This is a genomic window from Rhodanobacter sp. UC4448_H15, assembly GCF_052978265.1.
The window spans coordinates 743,887-766,009 of the sequence record NZ_CM129665.1 but is presented as its reverse complement, the minus strand read 5'-3'; the positions used below and the strand labels follow the sequence as shown (position 1 = coordinate 766,009).

At 68.6% G+C, this 22,123-nt stretch carries 15 protein-coding genes and 1 pseudogene; 8 read left to right on the top strand and 8 right to left on the bottom strand.

The genetic code is table 11. The features are described from left to right. Positions 1-77: 77 nt before the first annotated feature. Positions 78-1,349, bottom strand: a complete 1,272-nt coding sequence (locus ACVCMI_RS03250) for a flavohemoglobin expression-modulating QEGLA motif protein (protein WP_447097455.1) — start codon at positions 1,347-1,349, stop codon at positions 78-80. A gap of 69 nt (positions 1,350-1,418) precedes the next feature. Beyond that, positions 1,419-2,474, bottom strand: coding sequence for a ribosome small subunit-dependent GTPase A (gene rsgA, locus ACVCMI_RS03245; RefSeq protein WP_447097456.1), 1,056 nt, complete (start codon positions 2,472-2,474; stop codon positions 1,419-1,421). 165 nt (positions 2,475-2,639) lie between these two features. Between rsgA and ACVCMI_RS03240 the strand changes: the two genes are divergently transcribed. The 3 genes and pseudogenes from ACVCMI_RS03240 to grxD all read left to right on the top strand — a co-directional run. Further along, positions 2,640-3,884 carry an aminotransferase class I/II-fold pyridoxal phosphate-dependent enzyme gene (locus ACVCMI_RS03240; protein ID WP_447097457.1) on the top strand — a complete coding sequence of 415 codons (1,245 nt, stop codon included), beginning with the start codon at positions 2,640-2,642 and terminating at the stop codon, positions 3,882-3,884. Positions 3,885-3,893: 9 nt separating this feature from the next. Then, positions 3,894-4,517, top strand: coding sequence for an SGNH/GDSL hydrolase family protein (locus ACVCMI_RS03235; protein WP_447097458.1), 624 nt, complete (start codon positions 3,894-3,896; stop codon positions 4,515-4,517). Between the two features lie 62 nt (positions 4,518-4,579). Beyond that, positions 4,580-5,182: pseudogene (gene grxD, locus ACVCMI_RS03230) on the top strand (Grx4 family monothiol glutaredoxin); the annotation flags it as partial. A gap of 60 nt (positions 5,183-5,242) precedes the next feature. Here the strand turns inward: grxD and ACVCMI_RS03225 are convergent. Beyond that, positions 5,243-6,562 (bottom strand): aspartyl/asparaginyl beta-hydroxylase domain-containing protein, encoded by a 1,320-nt coding sequence (locus ACVCMI_RS03225; protein WP_447110618.1) that lies wholly within the window; start codon positions 6,560-6,562, stop codon positions 5,243-5,245. 149 nt (positions 6,563-6,711) lie between these two features. Between ACVCMI_RS03225 and ACVCMI_RS03220 the strand changes: the two genes are divergently transcribed. After that, on the top strand, positions 6,712-8,295 hold the full coding sequence (locus ACVCMI_RS03220; protein WP_447097460.1) for a tetratricopeptide repeat-containing sulfotransferase family protein: 1,584 nt from the start codon (positions 6,712-6,714) through the stop codon (positions 8,293-8,295). A gap of 6 nt (positions 8,296-8,301) precedes the next feature. After that, a complete protein-coding gene (locus ACVCMI_RS03215; protein WP_447097461.1) occupies positions 8,302-9,939 on the top strand; it encodes a tetratricopeptide repeat-containing sulfotransferase family protein in 1,638 nt (545 codons plus the stop codon). A 131-nt stretch (positions 9,940-10,070) separates the two neighbouring features. Here ACVCMI_RS03215 and ACVCMI_RS03210 read toward each other — a convergent pair whose 3' ends face one another. Together ACVCMI_RS03210 and ACVCMI_RS03205 are read right to left on the bottom strand one after the other, a co-directional pair. Beyond that, positions 10,071-11,888: a sulfotransferase gene (locus ACVCMI_RS03210; protein ID WP_447097462.1), complete on the bottom strand. Its 1,818-nt coding sequence runs from the start codon at positions 11,886-11,888 to the stop codon at positions 10,071-10,073. Positions 11,889-11,966: 78 nt separating this feature from the next. Then, complete coding sequence (locus tag ACVCMI_RS03205; RefSeq protein ID WP_447097463.1) at positions 11,967-14,906, bottom strand: TonB-dependent receptor plug domain-containing protein; 2,940 nt, start codon at positions 14,904-14,906, stop codon at positions 11,967-11,969. A gap of 358 nt (positions 14,907-15,264) precedes the next feature. On the opposite strand from ACVCMI_RS03205, the gene ACVCMI_RS03200 reads away from it, so the two are divergent. Then, complete coding sequence (locus tag ACVCMI_RS03200; RefSeq protein WP_447099494.1) at positions 15,265-16,209, top strand: DegV family protein; 945 nt, start codon at positions 15,265-15,267, stop codon at positions 16,207-16,209. Positions 16,210-16,231: 22 nt separating this feature from the next. Here the strand turns inward: ACVCMI_RS03200 and ACVCMI_RS03195 are convergent, their stop codons facing one another. Then, the gene (locus ACVCMI_RS03195) at positions 16,232-17,026 is read right to left on the bottom strand and encodes an SDR family oxidoreductase (protein WP_447097464.1); all 795 of its coding nucleotides are present in this window, start codon (positions 17,024-17,026) and stop codon (positions 16,232-16,234) included. A 109-nt stretch (positions 17,027-17,135) separates the two neighbouring features. Here ACVCMI_RS03195 and ACVCMI_RS03190 point away from each other — a divergent pair, with 109 nt between their 5' ends. Beyond that, entirely contained in the window at positions 17,136-17,342 is a 207-nt protein-coding gene (locus ACVCMI_RS03190) for a hypothetical protein (RefSeq protein WP_395121077.1), read from the top strand. A 10-nt stretch (positions 17,343-17,352) separates the two neighbouring features. Here ACVCMI_RS03190 and sppA read toward each other — a convergent pair whose 3' ends face one another. Next, on the bottom strand, positions 17,353-19,218 hold the full coding sequence (sppA, locus tag ACVCMI_RS03185) for a signal peptide peptidase SppA (RefSeq protein WP_447097465.1): 1,866 nt from the start codon (positions 19,216-19,218) through the stop codon (positions 17,353-17,355). Positions 19,219-19,235: 17 nt separating this feature from the next. Continuing rightward, positions 19,236-20,639 carry an MATE family efflux transporter gene (locus ACVCMI_RS03180; RefSeq protein WP_395121075.1) on the bottom strand — a complete coding sequence of 468 codons (1,404 nt, stop codon included), beginning with the start codon at positions 20,637-20,639 and terminating at the stop codon, positions 19,236-19,238. A 106-nt stretch (positions 20,640-20,745) separates the two neighbouring features. Here ACVCMI_RS03180 and ACVCMI_RS03175 point away from each other — a divergent pair, with 106 nt between their 5' ends. Further along, positions 20,746-21,939 (top strand): DUF3667 domain-containing protein, encoded by a 1,194-nt coding sequence (locus ACVCMI_RS03175; protein WP_447097466.1) that lies wholly within the window; start codon positions 20,746-20,748, stop codon positions 21,937-21,939. Positions 21,940-22,123: the final 184 nt, after the last annotated feature.

The following is a 22,123-nucleotide window of genomic DNA, read 5'->3' as shown; positions in this document are numbered from 1 at the left end:
GCGCCATCGCGCGAGCGCGGATGGCTGGCGAGAATGTTAGCACCTGGGCCTGCGTCGCTGGCCCACGCCCGGCGCCCTCACGCGCCCGGCAGCAGGTCGTCCTCGCGCACCCGATCCATGTGGATGCCGTTGATGAACACCGAGAACGCCAGCTTTCCGGCCAGCCCGTGCACGTGCTGCATCCATGGCGGCAGCCAGCGCGGCGGCACGATCGCGCCGGAGGCGAAATGCGGCTGCAGGCTGATCACGTCGTGCAGCGCCAGCTTGCCGGCGAACAGATAGCGCAGCAGATCCAGCCGGCGCTGGCGCAGGGCCCAGCGGAAGAACGTGTGCACGGTGAGCAGGCCGGACAGGTAGACGTTGTCCTTGGCGAACACCGCGCCGCCGCCCGGCGGCACGCCGCGGAACACCCGCTGCGCCGAATGGAAGCTGTCGGCCACGCTCTGCCCGCGCGCATGGAAGTAGCGATAGACCTCGACGAAATCGGCGCCGCCCAGGGCCATGTCGATCGCCACGATGCGCAGGCTGATGCGTTTCAGCCGGGCGATGTCGATCGCCCCCGACATCAGCTCGGCGAATACCGCCAGCCCTTCCTGGGTGGCGGTGACCCGCGGCGAGGTGCGCCCCAGCGACGCCAGCAACGGCTGGCGCCGGCCGTTCAGCGCGGTCAGCGAATGCACGAAGGCCTCGTGCGCCAGCAACTGGTGGTGGTCGTACTGGCTGAAGCTGGCGCCGCCGCGCAGGCGGATGCGGGTGGCGCCGGCGGCGGCCTTGGCGGTGAGCTCGGGATCGACCTCGACGCGGATCGTGCCGTCGCCGAAGAAGACATCCAGCGTCTCGGCCAGCGCCGCGCGCAGCACCTCCGCGTCGATGTCGCCGCCGTCGTCGGCGAGCAGGTCGGCGCCCAGTTCGTCGGACAGCTCGACGAAATAGCGCGCGGCATCCAGGTTGCTGCGCTGGCTGCCGGGGATGCGGTCGTCCGGCTTGCCGTACAGCGCGATCGACGGCGCGGTCACGCCGGCCGTACCCACCGCCTCGAGCATCTGCGCGGCGACCTGCCAGGACTCGGCGGTGCGGCGCAGGTACTCGCCCAGCGGATCGCCCGCGCCGACCTCCACCGCCGCCGTCTCGATCGCCGCCAGTTCGGTGCGCGCCGCCGCCAGCCCGGGCACCTGGTAGGACACCGCCGGCAGGCTGAAGCGGCCCTGGCCGTAGGCCTCGATCATGCGGTTTTCCAGCGACGCGGGCCACGCCACCGTGGGCAATATGTGGATGCCGCGCACCGCCGCCAGCAAGCGCTGGTCCAGCGCCGCGTAGCGTTGCAGCTCCGGTGCAATGGCCGCGTTCATCGCGAGACCCCGGCACGCCGCGCACCGTCGGCGCGAATTCTTCCCGGGCTGCCCCCGCGCGCCATCGAACTACTCCCGCTCGCGCTTGACGCGGTGGCCGCGCGGCGGCTCCAGCGGGCGGCCGCCGCGCTGACGGCGCAATCGCGCTTCGAGGGTGGCAGCCTGTTCCTCCCGCTCGTCGTGCAGCTTGAGGTAACTGCGCCAGCGCTCGGCGCTCAGCTCGCCGGTGTCCAGCGCCACCTGCACCGCGCAACCGGGCTCGCTGCCGTGGCCGCAATCGGCGAAGCGGCACTGCTCGGCGAGCGCCTCGATGTCGGCGAACAGGTCGAGCTGCTCCTCGCCGGTCAGTTTCAGCTCGCGCATGCCGGGGGTGTCGATCAGGCAACCGCCCGAGGGCAACTGCAGCAGCGCGCGGTGGGTGGTGGTGTGGCGACCGCGGCTGTCGTGGCTGCGCACGGCGGCGGTGGCCATGGTCGCGGTGCCGAACAAGGTATTCGTCAACGTCGATTTGCCGGCGCCGGAGGAGCCCACCAGCACCGCGCTGTCACCCGGCTGCAGGTAGCGCGCCAGCTCCTGCGCGCTGGCGGGGTCCTTGCAGTTGAGCGCATGGATCGGCGTGTCCTGCGGCAGGCGCGCGCGCAGCGCGGCGACCTTCGCCGCCGCATCCTCGTGCTTGTCCAGCTTGCTCAGCAGCACCACCGGCTGCGCGCCGGAGCCTTCGGTCAGCGACAGGTAGCGCTCGATGCGGGCGGGGTTGAAGTCGCCGTCCAGCCCGGTCAGCACCAGCACGTAGTCGACATTGGTGGCGATCAGCTGGCGCTCGTAGCGCTCGCCCGCGGCGGCGCGCGACAACATGCTGCGGCGCGCTCCCACGCTGACGATGTGCGGCGGCGTGCCGTCGGCCACCTCCACGAAATCGCCCACCACCGGTCGCTCGGCGGGGTCGATGCCGCGCTTGAGGAAGCGGCCGTCCGGCTGCGCGCCGAACAGTGCGTGGCCATCGTGCAGTTCATAACCGGCGCGATGCTGCGCCACCACCCGCGCCAGGCGCAGGCCGCCGGCCGGCAGGCGGTCGCCGCGCCAGCCGATATGCCGCAGCCGCTCGATCGTTTCGACATCACTCATGGCGAGACTTGCCTGGCATGGTGGGGCGATTATGCCCTGCCCGGCCACGGCCCGACGATGGTCAGCGTCGCGCCCGCCGATCGGCTCGCGCTGCACTGCATCACGCTGCTAGCATCCACGTCGCCGGCGTTCGCGCCGTTTCCCACCCGCAAAGGAACCCAGGCGTTGGCTCCGATCATCCCCAGTGCGCACCTGGCAGACGTGCGCTACGAGATCCGCGGTGCGCTGACCCGCCGTGCCCGCGAGCTGGAATCCGCCGGACGCGACATCATCAAGCTGAATATCGGCAACCCCGGCCGCTACGGCTTCGAGGCGCCGGCGCACCTGCGCGAGGCGATCGCCAGCCACCTGCACGAGAGCGACGCCTACGGCCACGAGCAGGGACTGGAAGCGGCGCGCGAGGCGATCGCCGCGCAGCAACGCAGCCGCGGAGCGCGGCACGTGCAGCCCGAGCGCATCTTCATCGGCAACGGGGTCAGCGAACTGATCGACCTGGCTTTGCGGGCTCTGCTGCAGCCCGGCGACGAGGTGCTGCTGCCGAGCCCGGACTACCCGCTGTGGAGCGCGGCCACCATCCTCAACGGCGGACGGCCGCAGTACTACCGCTGCCCGGCCAGCCGCGGCCACCTGCCCGACCCGGACGAGGTGGAGGCGCTGGTCACCCCGCGCACCCGCGCGCTGGTACTCATCAACCCCAACAACCCGACCGGCGCGGTCTATCCGCGCGAGCTGCTGCAGCGGCTGGCCGAAGTCGCAGCGCGGCACGGCCTGTTGCTGCTCGCCGATGAAATCTACGACGAGATCCTCTACGACGGCGCGCACTTCCAGCCACTGGCGGAAGTCGCCGGCGAACTGCCCTGCCTGAGCTTCGGCGGGCTCAGCAAGGTGCATCGCGCCTGCGGCTATCGGGTCGGCTGGATGAGCCTGTCCGGCGCGCCCGCGGGAACGTCGGTGTATCGCGACGCGCTGCAACTGCTGGCCGCATTGCGCCTGTGCGCCAACGTGACCGCGCAGTGGGCGGTGCCGCCCGCCTTGCAGGACGCGCCGACGATCGGCGCCCTGACCGCGCCGGGCGGGCGCCTGCACGAGGCGCGCGCGGCGGTGCTGCAGGGAGTCGTCGCCAGCGAACACCTCGACCTGGTGGCGCCGGCCGGCGCGTTGTATGCGTTCCCCGCGGTGCGCGCCGAACGCATCCCGCAGTTCGACGACGAATCCTTCGCCCTGCGCCTGCTCGAAGAGGAGTCGGTGCTGGTGGTGCCCGGCAGCAGCTTCAACGTGTCGCGCAGCCGCCACTTCCGGCTGACCCTGCTGCCGCCGCCCGCGCAGCTGCACGAGGTGTTCGTGCGGATCGAGCAGGTGCTGCAGCGGATGGCGCGCGAACAGGCGGACAACGCCGTCGTCGCGGCCTGAGGCTTGTCGATGCCCGCATCCCGCTCGCCGCTGCGTCACCTCGCGCTCGGCGATTCCTACACCGTCGGCGAAGCCGTGGCCGCGAACGCGTGCTGGCCCGCGGTGCTGGCGCAGCAGCTGCGCCGCGGCGGCGCGGCGGTCGACGAGCCATGCCTCGTGGCCGTCACCGGCTGGACCACCGACGAGCTGGCACGAGGCATGGATCAGGCCGCGCTGGCGCCGCCCTACGATCTGGTCACCCTGCAGATCGGCGTCAACAACCAGTATCGCGGCCGCAGCCTCGATGAATACGCGGCGCAGTTCGCCGCCTTGCTCGAACGCGCCATCGCGCTGGCCGGCGGGCGCGTCGCGCGGACGCTGGTGGTCTCCATCCCCGATTGGGGCGTCACCCCCTTTGCGCGCGAACAAGGCCGCGATGCGGCGCGGATCGCCCGCGAACTGGACGATTTCAACGCGCGTGCCCGCGGCCTGGCGGCAAGCCGCGGCGTCCGCTTTGTCGACATCACCCCGATCTCGCGCCGGCATCCGGAGCTGGTCGCCGCGGACGGCCTGCATCCGTCGGCGGAGCAGTACGCGCTTTGGGCAGATGCGATCGCGCCGGCCGCGCGCGCGGCGCTGTCGCGGCCACCTTGAAAGCTTCGCTGCGCGCCGTCATCTCCACGGCGTATCATTTGTCCCTTTACCCGGAGCCCTGCATGTCACTGGACAACACCACCCGCGAACGCATCGAGAGCCTGCTCAAGGAGCACCGCGTGGTGCTGTTCATGAAAGGCGACCGCCACCAGCCGATGTGCGGTTTCTCCGCCGCCGCGACCAACACGCTCAACGAGCTGCTGCCGGAGTACCACACGGTCAACGTGCTGGACGACCCGGAGATCCGCGAGGGCATCAAGCTCTACGGCGAGTGGCCCACGATCCCGCAGCTGTACGTCGGCGGCGAGCTGATCGGCGGCGCCGACATCATCAGCCAGATGTACCGCAGCGGCGAGCTGCATGCGGTGTTCGGCATGCCGGCACCGGATCGCACCCCGCCGGAAATCACCATCACCGATGCCGCCGCCGAGGCGATCCGCCAGGGCACGGCCAATGCGCAAGGCATGGTCCTGCACCTGGAAATCGGCCCGGATCACGGCGCCGGCTTCCAGCTGGCACCGGCCGGCGAACATGACGTGGTGACGCAGTCCAACGGACTGGAAGTGCATTTCGACCCCGCCAGCGCCCAGCGCGCGCGCGGCATCGTGATCGACTGGGTTTCCACCGTGCAGGGCGAGGGACTCAGCCTGACCTTCCCCGGCGCGAAGTAAGCACGCCTTCGCCCACCCGGCCGGCTCTGCGCCGGCCCGGGCGGCCGGACCCCATCAGGCTTGCGCGGGCGGGGCGGTGGCGTTGTTGAAATCGCTGATCGCCTCGACCAGGTCGGTCACCGCGGCCCGCTCGGCCTCGCTCAGGTCGGGGTTCCAGCTGTCCAGGATCAGCACCACGCGGGTTTCGCCGCTGCGGTTCCACGCCTCGTGGAGGAAGGTGTCGTCGAACGTCACGCACTTGCCGGGCTGCCAGACATGCTCCTGGCCACCGACGTTGATGGCGCAATGGTCCGGCACGATCAGCGGCAGATGGGTGACCAGCCGGGTGTTGGTGACCCCGCGATGCGGCAGGATGTGCGTGCCAGGCCGCAGCACCGAGAACAGCGTCTCCGGCGCGTGGTCGCGGATGCGGACCAGCGGCAACCGGTCGAGGATGCCGGCGGTGATCGGGCAAGCCGCGCAATGGTCGTCGTAGCGCTTGCCGTGGCGATAGAAGAAGTACGCGTCCCACGCCGCCTCGTCCTTGCCCCACGACTTCAGCATCTCGCCGGTCGCCGGGCCGGCGGATGTGCCCAGGAAGGGTTCGAGATCGCGCGCTGCGCCCAGCTGCTCTTCCAGTTCGCCCCGAATATCGCCGGTTGCCTGCTCGAGCGCTTCCAGCCACGGGAAACGCGAGCGCTCGTAGTAGGGCTGGCTCGGCACGCCGGCGAAGTAGAGGAATTTCGGCTGCTGGCGGGCGTCGGGGATGTTCGCCGGCTGCTCGCCAAGATAGATCGAAAGGCTTTGCTCGACGCGGGTCAGCTCCGACGCGCCGTAACGATCGCGCAGCGGCTCCAGCACCTCGCTGAACAAGCGGCGACGTTCGCGGTTCACGTAGTTGATGGCGTACTTCACCAGCTCGCGCACGGCCGGTGCGGTGGTCTGGTCGTTCGTCCAGCGGCCCTGGTTCTGCGCCGTGCGGATGGCGGTGTACCAGGTCACCAGCGCATCGTGCGCGCGCCCGAGCTGTTCCTGGGCCACGCCCAGCTGCAGCCGCGCGACAAATGCCTGCGGCGCCAGTTGCAGGCTGCGCTGCAGCGTGCCGGCGGCGTCGCCGAAATCGCCATTGGCCAGTTGCACTGCCCCCAGCAGCTGCAACAGGTCGACCCGCTCCGGTTCCCGCGCGACAGCGTGCAATGACAGATCCCTCGCCGGAACCAGCTCGCCGCGCGCGTAATGGCGGCTGGCCAGGAAACTGAGCGCCTCGACATCGTGCGGCAGCAGTTCCAGCAGGTGACGGAAGAACTGCTCGGCCGTTTCCGGGTCACGCCGTTGCAACCGCTCGTGGGCGGCGCGGCGGCAGGCTTCGGGAGTCAGCGGGTGGGTCATGTCCATGGAACAGTGCCTTGGAGTGCTGCCGTGCGCCAGCACGGGCGGGAGCCAAACGGGCATAATACGCGTTCATTGCCGCTCGATGGTGGCAGCCGGACTGCGCCGGACGCGCCTTCGGCCACGGCTCACCCAAACCGGATCGTGGAGAAAGCATGGCAACGCGGCTGGATGGACTTACCCCGACCACCGCCCGCCGCGTCGTCGCGGCGGGTGAGTCGCTCGACGCGGGACGCGTGGAGGAGGCGATGCGGCAATTGGCGGGCATCGAGCGCAACGAGGCGCACCATCCGGAAATCCTGCGCATGCACGCCGGCATCCTCGGCATGCGCGGTCAGCACCGCGACGCCATCGCCGTCATGCGCGACGCCATGGCCATGCGGCCCGACGACCCGGTCTACCACAACACGCTGGGCAGCCTGCAAGGCCAGGCGGGCGATTACGACGCGGCAATCGAATCGCTGCGGCGCAGCTGCGAGCTGCAGCCGACGCTGGGCATGGCCTGGTACAACCTGGGCGTGATGCTGACGCGCTCGGTGCGCAACGACGAGGCCACCGCGGCGCTGCAACGCGCAGTGGAGCTGGAACCACGCCACATGCAGGCACGTGCGCTGCTTGCCGACATCCTGCGCATGCAGGGTCGTGCTGACGAGGCCGCGGCCGAGTATCGGCGCGTGCTGGCCGAGAACCCCGGCGCGGGCATGGCATGGTGGGGCCTGGCCGACCTGCGCAGCGGCCAGTTCAGCGAGGAAGACATCGCCAGCATGCAGGCGACGCTGCAGGACCGGTGCAACAGCGACGACGACCTGATCGCGACCGGCTTCGCGCTGGCCGCCGCGCTGCACGATCATGGTCACCCGGCAGCCGCCCTGCGGGCCATCGAGCAGGCCAACAACCTGGCGCGACGCCGCCGGCACTGGGATCGCGGCGCGTTCTCCGCCAGCGTGACGGCGCTCAACCAGGCGTTCGACCCGCCGCCCGAAGGCGCGCCCGGCGAGCTGGGAAGGGAGGTGATCTTCATCGTCGGCCTGCCGCGCTCCGGCTCCACCCTGGTCGAGCAGATCCTCGCCTCGCATTCCCGGGTGGAGGGCGCCGGCGAGCTGTCCGACCTCCCGCAGGTGCTGGCCGAGGAATCGCGTCGGCGCGGACAACCTTTCCCGCAGTGGGTGAAAGCCATGCAGCCGGCCGACTGGCAGCGACTGGGCCAGCGTTACCTCGAGCGGACCGCACACTGGCGGCGCCATCGTCCGATGTTCACCGACAAGCTCCCCAGCAACTGGATCTATGCCGGCGCGATCCGCGCCATGCTGCCGCAGGCACGCATCATCGGCTGTCGGCGCGATCCGCTCGAGACCTGCTTCTCGTGCTACCGGCAACGCCTGGAGAACAACGAGTACACCCGCGACTTCGACGATCTGGCCAGCTTCTGGGGCGATTTCGATCGCAGCCTCACGCATTGGCAGCGGCTGCATCCGCAGCACGTGCTGGAGTTCCGCCACGAGGATCTGCAGGCCGATCCGCCGCAGCATATCCGCGCGCTGCTGGATTTCTGCGACCTGCCCTACGAGGAGGCTTGCGAACGCTTCCACGAAAGCAGCCGCGAGGTGCGCTCGCCCAGCGCCAGCCAGGTGCGTCAGCCGCTGCGGCGCGACACCGCGCACACCGCGGCTTACGCCGAGCTGCTCGATCCGCTGCGCCGGGCGCTCGGATTGGCGCCGTGGAAGTCCGCGGTCCACTGAGCCGGGATGAGCGCGACCGACAAGCCCGGTTCAGTCGCCGCCCGGCGCGAACAGGCCTTGACCGAACATCTGCGGCGGGCCGCATCGACGCCGGACGACGGCAAGCTGCTGCTCCAGGCCTGGACTGACGCCACCGACGCCGAGTGGCTGGCGCTGATCCAGCGCCTGATGCTGGAACGCGACCACTGCACGTGGAACATGCTGCAGCATGCACTGCAGGCCCATCCCCGCTCCACTGCATTGCGTCAGGCGCAGGCGGGCCTGCTGCTCCAGCGTGGCGACGCCCGCGCCGCCGAAGAGCTGCTGCGGGCGCTGCTGGCGGAACCCTCGGCGCAGTTGGCCAGCAGTTTCACGCTGGCGCGGCTGCTGAAGGGCCAGGGCCGCATGCGCGCGGTCGCCGACGTGATGCGCGGTGCGTTCCCTGCGTCCGGAGGCGACCTCGAACAGCGCATCCAGGCCATCGAGTTGCTGGACGACTGCGGGCGCAAGCACGATGCGGCGGACCTTGCCGAGGTGGAGATCGCGGCCGGTAATGCCGATCCGCGGCTGCATGCCTACGCCGGCATGCTGCAGGCGCAACTGGGCCGCTTCGACGTGGCGCGCGAGCGCTATGCCTTCGTGGCGGCAAACAGCCCGCAGGCTCCCGACTGGCACGTGCCGCAGGGGCTGGCGGGGCTGCAACGCTATGCCGATGCCGGTCATCCTGACTTTGCCCTGTTTCGCCGCTACCTGGCCGCGCCGTTGAACGACGACGCCCGCACGTCGCTGCTGTTTGCGCTGGGCAAGGCCCATGACGACATCGGCGAGTACGCCCAAGCGGCGCACTTCCTGCGCGATGCCAACGCCCGCGCCGCGGCCAAGGCGCACTGGTCGCGCAAGCGGTGGGCGCGGAGCATCGAAGTTCGGCGCAAGCGTCGGCTGCCCGCGGTCACCCTTGAGCCCGAGCCGGGCTGGACGCCCGTGTTCATCGTCGGAGTACCGCGTTCGGGTACCACCCTGGTGGCGCGACAGCTGGCGGAGCATGCGCTGGTCTGCCATCGCGGCGAATCGCCGTGGCTGCCCGCGCTGGCCGAACGGATCGACGGCACGGAGGGCGGGGATTATCGGCAACGACTGGCTGACGCCGCAGCGACATACGCCGCACAGCTGCGCCAGGACGATGCGCCCGCGGCGCGCTGGTTCATCGACAAGCAGCCGCGCAACTTCCTGCATGTCGACCTGATTCTTTCCTTGTTCCCGAACGCGAGGATCATCCAGTGCCAGCGTCGCGCGCGCGACATCGCGCTGTCGCTGTGGATGCAGTCATTCCACGACCGCAGCCTGGATTTCTCCTGCGACTTCGCCGACATCGCGGCCTACATCCGCGGCGCGCGTCAATTGATGGCCGGCTGGCAGGCACGCTACCCGCACGCTGTGCGAACGATCCGCTACGAGGAACTGGCGGCGGACCCGGCGACGTCCCTGGCCGGACTGGCGCAATGGCTCGGCTTGCCGCGATCACCGGCCGCATCCACCGACCACGATCATGCGATCAGCACCGCCAGCCTGTGGCAGGCGCGCCAGCCGGTCCACACGCGCTCGGTCGATCGGTGGCGCTGTTACGCGCCGTTCCTGCCCGAGCTCATGCAGATCGCCGAGGACTGAGCCTGCACCGAAACGGCACGGCATCCGCCGCGAGGCCAGCGCGCCTGATTCGGGCGGGCACGAGCGTGCACGCGCCGGACCTGCGATCGAAAGCCACGGGCGTGCTTCTTTTCGCGGACCGCGGATGCGGCTCAGTGACCGCCTTCCGTCGTGTAGCCCCAGTGGTCGAGCATGGGCTGCAGGATCGCCTGGGCCGGCGCCAGCGCCTCGCCGTAGCGCAACCAGCGCCCCAGCCCCTTGCGGTTGACCGGCTGGATCACCTGCGTGTAGCTGGGTGTGGCGATGTAACCCTTCTGTCGTGCGTGCCTGTCGAAATCGAGCAGCGGCGAGGCATCGTCCAGGCCAAGGAAATCGCCGATGCGTTGCGTCTGCGTCGCCGGATCGGCCACCAGGTCCTCGTAGCGCGAGACCAGCACCGAAGGCTGGAAAACCTCGACGTGGTGAAGCCACGACTGCATCGCCTCGACGTAGGCCTGTGCCAGGCGCTCAAGTGAGGCACCGGCCGCCGCCAGCACGCTGGCACGATAGTTCTGCATGTAGTTGCTGATCAGCACGTCGCAGGGATGGCGCAGGGCCAGGATGAACCGTGCTTGCGGGAACAGGCGGTGGATCATCGGCAGCCACAGCATGTTCAACGGGTTCTTGTCGACCAGGCGACTGTCCCAGCGCCGGGCGATCTTCGAGCACACCATGGAGACGTAGCCCTTGCGCAGTTCGTCGCAGGCATGCTGGTCGAGCCGGGCAATATCGGCGGGCATGTGCAGGCCATGGTCCGCGAGTTGGTCGGCGAGCAGGTTGAAGAACGGCCGCTCGTCCATCGACTGCAAGGTCGGATGGGCATCCAGCATCTGCTCGAGCAGGGTGGTGCCGGAGCGCGGGAAGCCGACGATGAATACGGGCGAGTCCTTCGACTCCGGGGCGGACAGGTGTGGCCAGCGCTGGTAATCCTCCCGCGTCACGCGGGCGACGGCAGCCGGCAGAAGCGGTGCGCCGGGTTCGAATCGCGCCGGCACCGCCTGCTTCAGCTCCTCTACCTGAAGGGCATGCGCCTCGGCCAGCGCAGCCAGGGTGGCCTCGACGTCACCGAGCTTGTCGCAAGCCTCGGCGAGCGCGAAATAGTGCGCGAAATCGTAGTCGTGGCGCGGACCGGTCTGCTCCAGCAGCTCGCGCGCGCCGGCATGATTGCCGCTGCGCGCCTCCAGTGCGGCGGACAGATGGGCAAGGTCGCGTCGCTGGGCGTCGTCGAGCTTCCCGGCCTGAGCGCTGATCTCCTGCATCACGGCGCGCGAGCGGTCGAGCTGGTTGACCCGCTCGTAGACCGCCGCCAGCAGCAACCGCGCGCCCAGTGAGGGCGTGGAGCGGGCGCAAAGGTCTTCCAGCAGCACCCGCGACGCGTTGGCATCGCCCATGACCAGTTTGAGATCCGCCAGTTGGGCCTGCAGCTCGTCGTCCAGGGGCATCCACTCGCGCCAGTGCTCGGTGAGCTGGTCGGCCCGGTAATCGCGGCAGACCGCGCAGGCGCGCGCGGCATGGATGCGTGCCGCGACCGAGTCCGGCGCCAGCACCGTGGCCTTGAGCAGGGAGTCCCGCGCCGCCAGGAAGTCCCGGTCGTGGAACTGCAGCAGACCGCGGTTGATCCATTGCTCCGCATTGTCCGGCGCCAGCCGCAGCGCCATGTCGACGGCACGCGCCGCCTCGGCCAGCTGTCCGTCCTGGCGCAGCACGGTGGCGTAGTTGCCCCAGTGGACCGCGTCCCCGGGGCACAGCTCCACCAGCCGGGCGTAGACCGGCAGGGCGTCGGCCCGCCTGTTCTGATGCGACAGCGCGAGAGCCAGCAGGAACAAGGTGTCAGGGTCGTCTCCGCCTTGCGCCAGCGCCTGGCGGCACAACGCTTCGGCGACGTCCGGACGGCCGGTTTGCAGAGCAGCGATGATGTCTTGGTTGGTCACGATGGCACCAAAAAAAGAGCCGCGCAGGAACCCTGCGCGGCTCGTTGCAACGTTGTCAGCCGAAGCCGACGCGAACGATCAGAACTTCACTTCCACGCGGCCCCAGAAGTAGCGACCCTGCAGGTCGAAGTCGCTGGGGTCGGTGTTGGCGTTGAGCGTGTTGTTCGCATACAGGAACGGCGGCTGCTTGTCGGCGACGTTGTTCACGCCGAACGACACGCGGGTGTTGAGCGGCTCGATGTTGTAGCCGATCGACACGTCGCTGTAGATCGTCGAACCGAACTTCATCACGTAGTTGGGGTAGCTCGGGATCGGCGAAGCGGCGTAGCCCGGGACTGCGCGGCCCATCTGGAACCCACCGATGTAACGCATGCGCCAGGACGCATCCCAGTTGCCCAGGTTCCAGTTCACGAAGCCCTTGCCGCGCCAGCGCGGGAACAGGCAGACGCCGCCACCGCTCGGGCAGGAAGCCGATTCCGGCGAACCGTAGAAGCCGAAGTAACCGGCGTCATGATAGGTGACGTTGGCGTCCGAACCCGGCGCCGTCTGCTGGTCGTAACGGGTCAGGTAGGTGCCGTCCACGCCCACCACGAAGTTGCCGAAGCTGAACTGCGGCAGCTTGTAGCGCACCGAGAAGTCCACGCCGCTGGCGTCGGTACGGCCCAGGTTACCGGTCGGCTCGCCGATCTGGATGATCTGGCCCGGGTCGTTGGAGCTGAGCGGCTTGCGCGTGATCAGCGGGCAGAACTTGGTGTTGCCGGCATAGCACTGGTCAAGCACCGTCTGGGCGCCGATCGAAGTGATCGTGTCCGTCAGGTACAGGCGCCAGTAGTCCGCGCTCATCGACAGGCCCGGGGCCCAGCTCGGCGAGTAGACCGCGCCGAAGTCGAACGAGCGACCCTGCTCCGGCCCGAGCGGGAAGTTGAAGTACTGCGAGCCGGCGGCAATGCCCTTGCTCTGCTGGCCCAGGGCGACGTCGCGGTCGACGAAGGTGCCGTCGGTCGGCACGCCCACGCAAGCCGGGTTGCCGGCGGTGGTGATGCCGTCGCAGGGATCGTTGCTGAGCTTCGGTGCGTCGCTGAGCGGAGCACCGAACACATCCGACGTGGTCGGGGCACGGAAGACGTCGGACACGGTGCCACGCAGCAGCAGGTCCTGGATCGGCCGGTATTCCAACGCAAACTTGAAGTTGTTGGTGCTGCCGAAGGTGCTGTACTTGGAGTAGCGGTCACCGATGGTGACGTTCAGCGCCTGGATGCCCGGCAGGTTGCTGAGCACCGGGATGAACAGCTCGCCGTAGCCTTCCTTCACGTTGTAGCCACCCTGGAGGGGCGAGCTGCACTGGCTGCCCAAGGTGCAGTTGCCGGTCTCCGGGTCGAGCAGCAGCACCGGATCGATCGTGCTGTGGGTGTACTCCTTGCGGTACTCCGCACCCAAGGCGAGCTGCACCGTGCCGGCCGGCAGGTCGAACAGACCGCCGGTGAGGTTGGCCGAGTAGGTCTTCTGGATGTCGATCTGGTTGTTGATGGCCGGCGAGGCGATCTTCTGCAGCACGGCGACCGAGTTCGGATCGAACTGGTTGAACGGGTTGAACGGGGTGCAACCGGCGATGATGTTGCCCGGCGTGCCGCACTTCACGACACCGTCGGTGTCCATGAACGACGGACCGAGGTCCTTGTTCATCAGGTCCACGTTGGGCAGGCCGCGGGTGATGGTGTTCGTGGAAAGATGGCCGTAGTTGTAGCCGGCATCCCAGGTCCAGTTCTGGTCGAAGATGGTGAAGTCACCCTTCAGGCCCGTCGCCACCTGGTCGGTGGTCAGACCGAAGTTGGCCGAACGGTTGCCGGCGGACACCAGGCGCAGGCGGAAGTCATTGCCATCCGGGTTGAAGTCCACGCCGAACGGGTTGTAGTAGCTGTCCTTGGAGATGTAACCGCCGTAGATGACGCCGAACAGCGACGGGGCCAGCTGGAAGCCGGAGGTCGTCTTGTTGTGGTACGCGGTCAGGTAGGCCTCGACATGATCCGTCAGGTTGTAGGTGCCCTTGATGAAGCCGCTGGTGCGCTCCTGCGGGGTCTGGATCAGGTTGACCGTGGCGTAGTTGTACTTGTCGCTGTTGCCGAAGCAGTGGTAGTCGGTGTTGACGTTCTGACCGCTGGCACCCGGATTCAGCGCCACGTTCTTGCAGCCGTACTGGGCCTGCAGCGCGGCCGGCAACTGGATGTTGCCGTAGGCCGGGAAGCTGGAACCGCCGATGTACGAGTAGATCGCGCTGTTCGGGCTGCCGGTGATCGAGACCGAGTTCTTCGAGAAGTCGCGGTTCGAAGCCTCCACGCCATCGGTCTTGTTGTAGTCGATGCCACCCATGATGCTGCCCTTGTCGCCGGTCTGACCGAACGTGAAGGAGTAGCCGGTGGACTTGCCGTCGTTGCGATCGGACTCGCCGTAGGTCGCCGAGAACTGCGCGCCCTGGTAGTCCTTCTTGAGCACGAAGTTGACCACGCCGGCGATTGCGTCGGAGCCGTAGATGGCGGACGCGCCGTCGGTCAGCACTTCAACGCGCTCGATCATGTCGACCGGAATCGTGTTGGGGTCGGTGTTGACGACGCGACGGCCGTCGACAAGGATCAGGGTGCGCTGCGAACCCAGGCCGCGCAGGCCGATCGAGGAGCCGCCGGTGCCGCCGGCGTTGTTGACCTGCGGGTTGACCACGCCGCCGGTGACGGAGGGCAGTTCCTGCACCAGGTCGCCCACGGTCAGCGCGCCAGTGGCCTTGATCTCCTGCGCGTCCATGACAACCACCGGGTTGGAGGTTTCCAGGTCGACACGGCGAATGTTGGAACCGGTGACCACCACCGTCTGCAGCGTCTGTGCCTTCTGGGTGCTGGGCTGGTTGGCCGCATCCTGGTTGCCCGTGTCCTGGGCGAAGGCCGTGCCGGAAGCACCGACCGCAATGACAGCACCCAGCGAAAGCGCCAGGCGAACTGCCGAAGAAAGTTTCTTGACCCCAAGTTTCATTACGACACCCTCCGAATTGATTTTTGTCATGGGCCTGCACCGCTCAGCCCAGAAGTACAACCCGACCTGTTCTCAGACCGATGGATTTCGGACCCATGAGCTCCCGATCCGCGCCGATACTAACAGGCAAATAACGCTATGTGAACCGACATCATACACTTGGCGAAGCGTCGTCATTCAGCCTTTGTTGAACCGTCTGGCGCGGCCGCTTCGGCATTTCGGCCGTGAAAAGCTGGGGCAGGACGCGCCACCGCCCGGCCAGCCGTACCGCAAAAAGGTCGCACGTGCTCCGCTGACGGCCTTGGTGTGGCAGGCTACGTGCTATGTTCTGATGGTCACTCATGGCGGGGGCGACATGATGCGAATGGGCTTGGCAATCGACGCGGCCTGCGACCTGTCGCAGTCCTTCCTGGAACGGAACAACATCGCCGTCATGCCGATCACGGTGAAGATCGACGGCGAAACGTTCATGGACGATCGCAAGCCCGGCGAATTGCAGCGATTCATCGCTCGCCGGCTGGGCAGCCGCAGCCATTCGGCAGAGACCGAGCCCTGCCCGGTGGAGGACGTGCAGCAGTTGTTCCTGGGCAAGCTGGTGCTGGAACAGGACTGCGTGTTCTGCCTGACCATCACCGCCACGCGCAGCCCGATCAACGACAACGTCAACAAGGCGAGCTTCGCCATCCTGAAAAACTACCGCCAGGTCCGCGAGCAGGCCGGGGTGGCCGGACCGTTCATGATGCGCGTGATCGACACCCGCAATATCTTCGCCGGCGCCGCGCCGGTGGTGTACGCGGCCACCCGCATGATCGCCGCCGGCGCCGCACCCGCGGCGATCCGCGAGCGGTTGCTGGATCTCGCCAACCACACCTACGGCTACATGCTGCCGCGCGACCTTTATTACATTCGCGCGCGTGCCAAGAAGAAGAACGATCGCAGCGTCAGCCTGTTCACCGCGATGCTGGGTTCGGCACTGGACATCAAGCCGATCCTGCGCTGCTTCCGCGGCGAGACCGGCCCGGTTGGCAAGGTGCGCGGCTTCGAGCAGGGCGCCGAAGCCCTGTTCGGCTACGCCGCCAAGCGGGTCAGGGCCGGCCTGCTGGTGCCGTTGGTCTGCGTCAGCTACGGCGGGGACCTGGCCGTGCTGGACCAGTTCCCCGGGTACGCCGAGCTGCGCGCGGCGTGCGAAGAAAGCAGCGTCGAACTGATGGAAGCCCCGATGAGCATCACCGGCATGGTGAATGTCGGCGAAGGCGCGGTCACCCTGGGCCTGGTGGCCGAGGAGCACGAACCGGAGTTCTGAGGCCGCCGCCGCGCTCCGCGGCTCAGAACCCGTACGAGAGAAACCCGCCATCCACCGCCAGCACCTGGCCGGTGACGTAGCCGGCGGCCGGCAGGCACAGGAAGGCGATCGCGGCGGCGACCTCCTCGGGCTCGCCGATGCGTCGCAGCGGCGTGCGGTCGAGTACCTCGTCCAGGTAATCCGGGTCGGCCAGCGCGGGCTCCGAGCGCTGGGTGCGGATGTACCAGGGTGCGACCGCGTTGACGCGGATGCCGTCCACCGCCCACTCCGCCGCCAGGTTGCGGGTGAGCTGGTGCAGCGCCGCCTTGCTCATGCCGTAGGGCGAGCCGGTGCGCACATGGGTGACCGCCGAGACCGAGCCGACGTTGACGATCGCCGCATTGGCGTGCTGGACCAGGTGCGGATGGGCCAGCCGGCACATCGCAAAGGCGGAAAACAGGTTCTGCTCGAAGATCGCGTGGCAGGCCTCGTCGCTGTAATCGAGGGTGGCAGCGCTCTGGTTGCCGCCGGCATTGTTGACCAGCAGCGACAGCGGCACGCCCAGGTCGGCAATCCAGTCGAACACCGCCAAGCGCTCCTCTGCCTCGGCCAGGTCGGCGCCACAGGCGAGCACCTGCACTGCGGGGAAGTCCTCGGCCAGCTCGACGCGTACCTGCTCCAGGCAGTCTTCGTCGCGGGCCACCAGCAGCAGGTCGGCGCCGAGGCCGGCCAGTTCGCGCGCCGTGGCCAGGCCGATGCCCTTGCTCGCGCCGGTCACCAGGGCGGTATGCCCGCGCAGTTGCCACGCGTCCGCGCGGTTATACGGGAGGCTGTTCATGACGCCAGCTTAGCAACGTGTCCGTGCTCGCGCGCGGCTGCCGGCAACAGCTTGCCTGCCGCGTCGCGCGGCGGGACACTCGCAGCGTCATCTCGCCGAGAACCGCTCAATGAAGCCGCTGCCGATCCTGCTTTGCGTGCTGGCCCTGGCCGCCTGTTCGAACAAGCCGCCCGAGCCGGAGGCCAAGCCCGCCGCTGCCGCCAGCACGCCCTTCGATGCGCTGAAGGCGGACGAGCAGCGGGCGAAGGACGTGCAGAAACTGGTCGACAAGCACGCCGAGGAGCAGCGCAAGCAGATCGAGGCGCAACAGCAGTAACGCCCGCGCCTCAGCGCGGACTGCACAAGCAGTCGGCGTAGATGTTCGGCGTACCGGCCCTGGCGTGGCGCAGAAGCTCAAGCTCCGGCGCCAGCTCGGGCAATTGCGCGAACCAGCGCGGCAGGCGCACGCCCCACGATTGCAACACGCGCGTGGCGGCCTCGTGGTTGAGGTTGACCAGGAAGCGCTCGAAACCGCCCAGCGGGGCCTCCTCGTAGCGCACCGGATAATCCTTGCCGAGCTTGGCCAGCGTCGCGGCCTCGATCACGGCGTCGCGCAGCCCGCCGAGCCGGTCGACGAGGCCGCGCTCGAGTGCCTGACGGCCGGTCCACACGCGGCCCTGCGCGATCGCGTCGATGGCCTGGTACGTCTTGCCGCGAGCCGCGGCGACCTTGCCGACGAAATCGCGGTAGCCCTTGTCGATGACGGCCTGGATCACCGTGCCGACCTTCGGATCGAGCGGGCGGGTGATGTCGAAGGCTCCGGCCATCGGGCCGGTTGCGACGCCGTCGCTGTGGATGCCGAGCTTGGCCAGCGTGCCGGGCACCGTGTAATACATGCCGAAGATGCCGATCGAGCCGGTGATGGTGTTCGGCTCGGCCAGGATGCGATTGGCGTTCATCGAGATCCAGTAGCCGCCGCTGGCCGCCACGTTGCCCATCGACACCACCACCGGGATGCCGGCCGCGCGGGTCTGCGCCACTTCGCGGCGAATTTCCTCGGCGGCGTAGACCTCGCCGCCGGGCGAATTCACGCGCAGCACCAATGCCTTGGTGCGGTGGTCCTCGCGCGCGGCGCGGATCAGCGCGGCGGTGGACTCGCCGCCGATCGTGCCCGGCGCGCGCTTGCCGCCGACGATCTCGCCTTCGGCCACCACGACCGTCACGCCGGGCGCGAGCAGCTTGCCCTCGCGCGGCAGGTGGTCGACGTAGCGCGCCAGATCGACCTGGCGGAAGCCCCGCTGCTTCTCCCCGGCCGGCACGCCTTGCCCGCGCAGCATCGCGATCAGCTCGGCGCGGGTGGCGGTGCCATCGATCAGATGCTGGTCCAGCGCCAGTTTGGCCAGATCGCCCTGGGTGCTGGCGATGTGCTGCGGCAGGTTGTCGACGTCGTCGCGCAGCGCGGCCGGGTCGATCTTGCGCAGGCCGGCCACCTCGTCGAGGTAGCCGTCCCACAAGCCGTCCATCCAGTAGCTGTCGGCCTGCTTCGCCTCGGCCGAGGCGTGGTCGAGGATGTACGGTTCGGCCGCGCTCTTGAACTCGCCGACGCGGAACAGGTGCACGTCGACGCCGAGCTTGTCGAGCAGATCCTTGTAGAACAGGCGGTAGTTGGCCAGCCCGGTGAGCATCACGCCGCCCTGCGGGTCGAGCAGCACCCGGTCGGCGTGGGCAGCGAGGTAATACTGGCCCTGGTCGAGATTGACGCCCCAGGCGATCACCGGCTTGCCGGCGGCACGGAAACGGTCCAGCGCCGCGCCCACCTCGCGCAACGCCGCGAAGCCGCTGCTGTCCAGATCGCCTGGCAAGAGCAGGATGCGGCTGATCCGCGCATCCTTCGCCGCGGCGTCGATCGCGCCGACCAGATCGCGCAGTTGCACCTGACTGACGTCTTCGCCGGAGAGCCGCGACATCGCCCGCTGCAGCGGCGCGGCGCTGTATTGCTCGACCAGTTGCCCCTGCGGCTTGAGCACCAGCACGCTGCCCGGCAGTACGCCATGCTCGTCGGCGGCGGTGACGGCCACCACCAGAATGAGCACGATCGCCAGGAACGCGAAGAACACCACGTTGATGATGATCAGCCGCACCACGTTGAGACCGTGCCCCAGTTGCTGCAGCGCGCTGCGGCGGCGGGACGGGGGCGGCAGGGGTGGAGTCATGGAAAGGGTCCCGGGGATCAGGCGTCAAGCGTAACCGGTCGGGCCACGGCGGTCATGGCAGCCGCCCGCCAGCGCTGCTTCCACGCGCTGCGCCAGAACCGCACGAACAGCATCACCGCCGCCACCGACAGGCCCGCGATCAGGCCGACCCACATGCCGCGCGCGCCCATGCCGTGGTGGAAGGCCAGCCACCAGCCCACCGGCATGCCTACCACCCAGTACGAGAACAAGGTGATCGCCATCGGCACGCGGGTGTCCTTCAACCCGCGCAGCGCGCCGTTGGCGGCGACCTGGACGCCATCGGAGAACTGGAACAGTCCGGCCAGCATGATCAGCTGCGCGGCCAGCGCGATCACCCGGTTGTCGTGCGTATACAGCGACGCGATGAAGTGCGGCAGGCTCAGCATCAGCGCCGCCGACAGCAGTTGCGTCCCGAGCGTCAGGCCGATGCCGCAGAAGCCGGCGTAGCGCACCCCCTGCTCGTCGCCGCGACCCACCGCGTTGCCCACCCGCACGGTGATTGCCATCGCCAGGCCCAGCGGGATCATGAAGAACAGCGAGGCAATGTTGATGGCCACCTGGTGGCTGGCGATCACGTCCTCGCCCAGGGTGGCGATGATCAGCGCGGTGGCCACGAACAATCCGGCCTCAGCCAGCAGCGTCACCGCCATCGGTGCCCCGATATGCACCAGTTGGCCGATCCGGTGCAGGTCCGGCCACTCGAAACGCTCGAACAGGCCCAGCCCGCGGTAGTTGCGCCGGAAGATCACGTAGATGCCGAACGCCAGCAACTCCAGCCACAGCACGATCGCGGTGGCCACGCCGCAGCCGTGCGCGCCCTGCGGCGGGATGCCCAGCTTGCCGAACATCAATACATAGCCCAGCGGCACCAGCAGCACCAGCCCGCCGAGGCTGAAGTACATCGACGGCCGCGTCATCGACAGGCCTTCGGACAGGCCGCGCAAGGCGAAATAGCAAGTCAGCGCCGGCGCGCCCCAGCTGATCGCCAGCAGGAAGCGCTGCACGTCGTGGCGCAGGCTCGCCGTCACCCCGATCAGCTCGATCAGCGGCTCCGCATGGCGCACCGCGAACCACAGCAGCGCGCCCATGCCCAGCGCCAGCCACAGCGCCTGGTGGAACACCGCGCCGACCTCATGGCGCCGACCGGCACCGTCCAGCTGCGCCACCGACGGCGGCACCGCCATCATCATGCCGATGCCGCAGACGATCGCCAGCGACCAGATGCTGGCGCCCACCGCCACCGCGCCCAGCACGTGCGCGCTGACGTGGCCGGCCAGCACCGCGTCGATCACGTTGCTGCCGACCGCCGCCAGCTGCGCGGCGATCAGCGGCAGCGCCAGGCGCACGGTGGCGCGCACCTCATGCCGCAGGCGCGCACGCTCGGGACGAAACGGATTCATGACACGATCTGACTCCAGGGCCGCGCATTTTACCCGAGCCATCGGTCATGGGTACGACGCGGCCCGCCTGTGCGAAGATCGGCGGCGCCGTTGCCCGGGGACCCCGATGCCGCAAGCCCTCACCTTGCCCACCGAAAGCCACTGTGCCAATTGCGGCGCCGTGCTGCAGGGCGAGTTCTGCCACGCCTGCGGACAATCGGTACGCAGCGTGCTGCGGCCGGTGCACGGCATGCTGGAGGACACACTCGACCTGGTGGCCAACTGGGACGGCCGCGTGGTGCACACCTTGCCGCCGCTCCTGCTGCGGCCGGGCTTCCTCACCCTGGAGTACTTCGCCGGCCGCCGCGTGCGCTACCTGGCGCCGTTCCGCACCATGTTCCTGTTGTGCCTGGCCGCATTCTTCCTGCTGCCGATGGCGCTGGACACCGGCGGCGCCGCGGACACGCCGATGAAGGTGACCGTGGCCGGCGCGAGCTTCCAGGATGCGAAAACCCCGGCCGAGGTGGATCGCCTGCTGAAGAAGCAGCTCAAGCAGTTCGCGCCGACCGAGCAGATCCCGGTGGTCGGTTCGCTGGCCGCGCAGCAACTGGACAAGGCGCGCCTGCAACTGACCCGCGAGGCGATGCAGCGGCGCATCGAGCTGGGCGACACCACCGCGGTGGTGCCGCAGACGGTTGCCGACCTGCCCGCGCTGCCTGCCCCGCGCGCGCCCTCCGAAGCGGCCCGGCACAATCCGCTGGACATGGCCTGGGACGCGCAGAAATACCCGGTCCACGTGAGCTGGCTGCCCGATTTCCTCAACACGCGGATGAACCGGTCGTTGCAGCGCATGCACGACAACCTCGCCGCCATGCGCGGTCCGGGCGATCATTCGGCGGTCAAGGCACGCCTGCTGGGCCAGGTGCTCGCCGCCCTGCCGGGGACGATGTTCTTCATGCTGCCGGCGTTCGCCCTGCTGCTGAAGGTGATGTACCTGTTCCGCCGCCGCCTGTACGTCGAGCATCTCATCGTGGCCCTGCACAGCCACGCCTTCCTGTTCCTGTGCCTGCTGCTGGGGGTGCTGTTCCAGTTGCTGGCGGTGGCGCTGGAGCCACACGCGCCCTGGCTTTCCACGCCGCTGGGCTGGCTGATCAACGCACTCTGGATCTGGGCGCCGATCTACCTGCTGGTGATGCAGAAGCGCGTCTACCGGCAGGGCTGGCCGATGACGGTGCTGAAGTATCTGGTGGTCGGCTGGTGCTACTGCTGGCTGTTGGCGTTTGCCATCCTCGGCGCCGCCGCGATGGGCTTGGCGGAATGAGCGCCCGGGGAGGTTTTGCACAGCACCGCAACGCCCGGCAAGGATGTGACGGGCATTTGTCGATTCTGTGAACGGTGACCGAACCCGTTTTGCAAGTCGTTGAATAAAATCCGGTTTTATTCATGACGAAAAGCTCGCCAAGCCGTCACGGAAGGCGCCACGACGGGCTTCGCGGGCTGCGCTC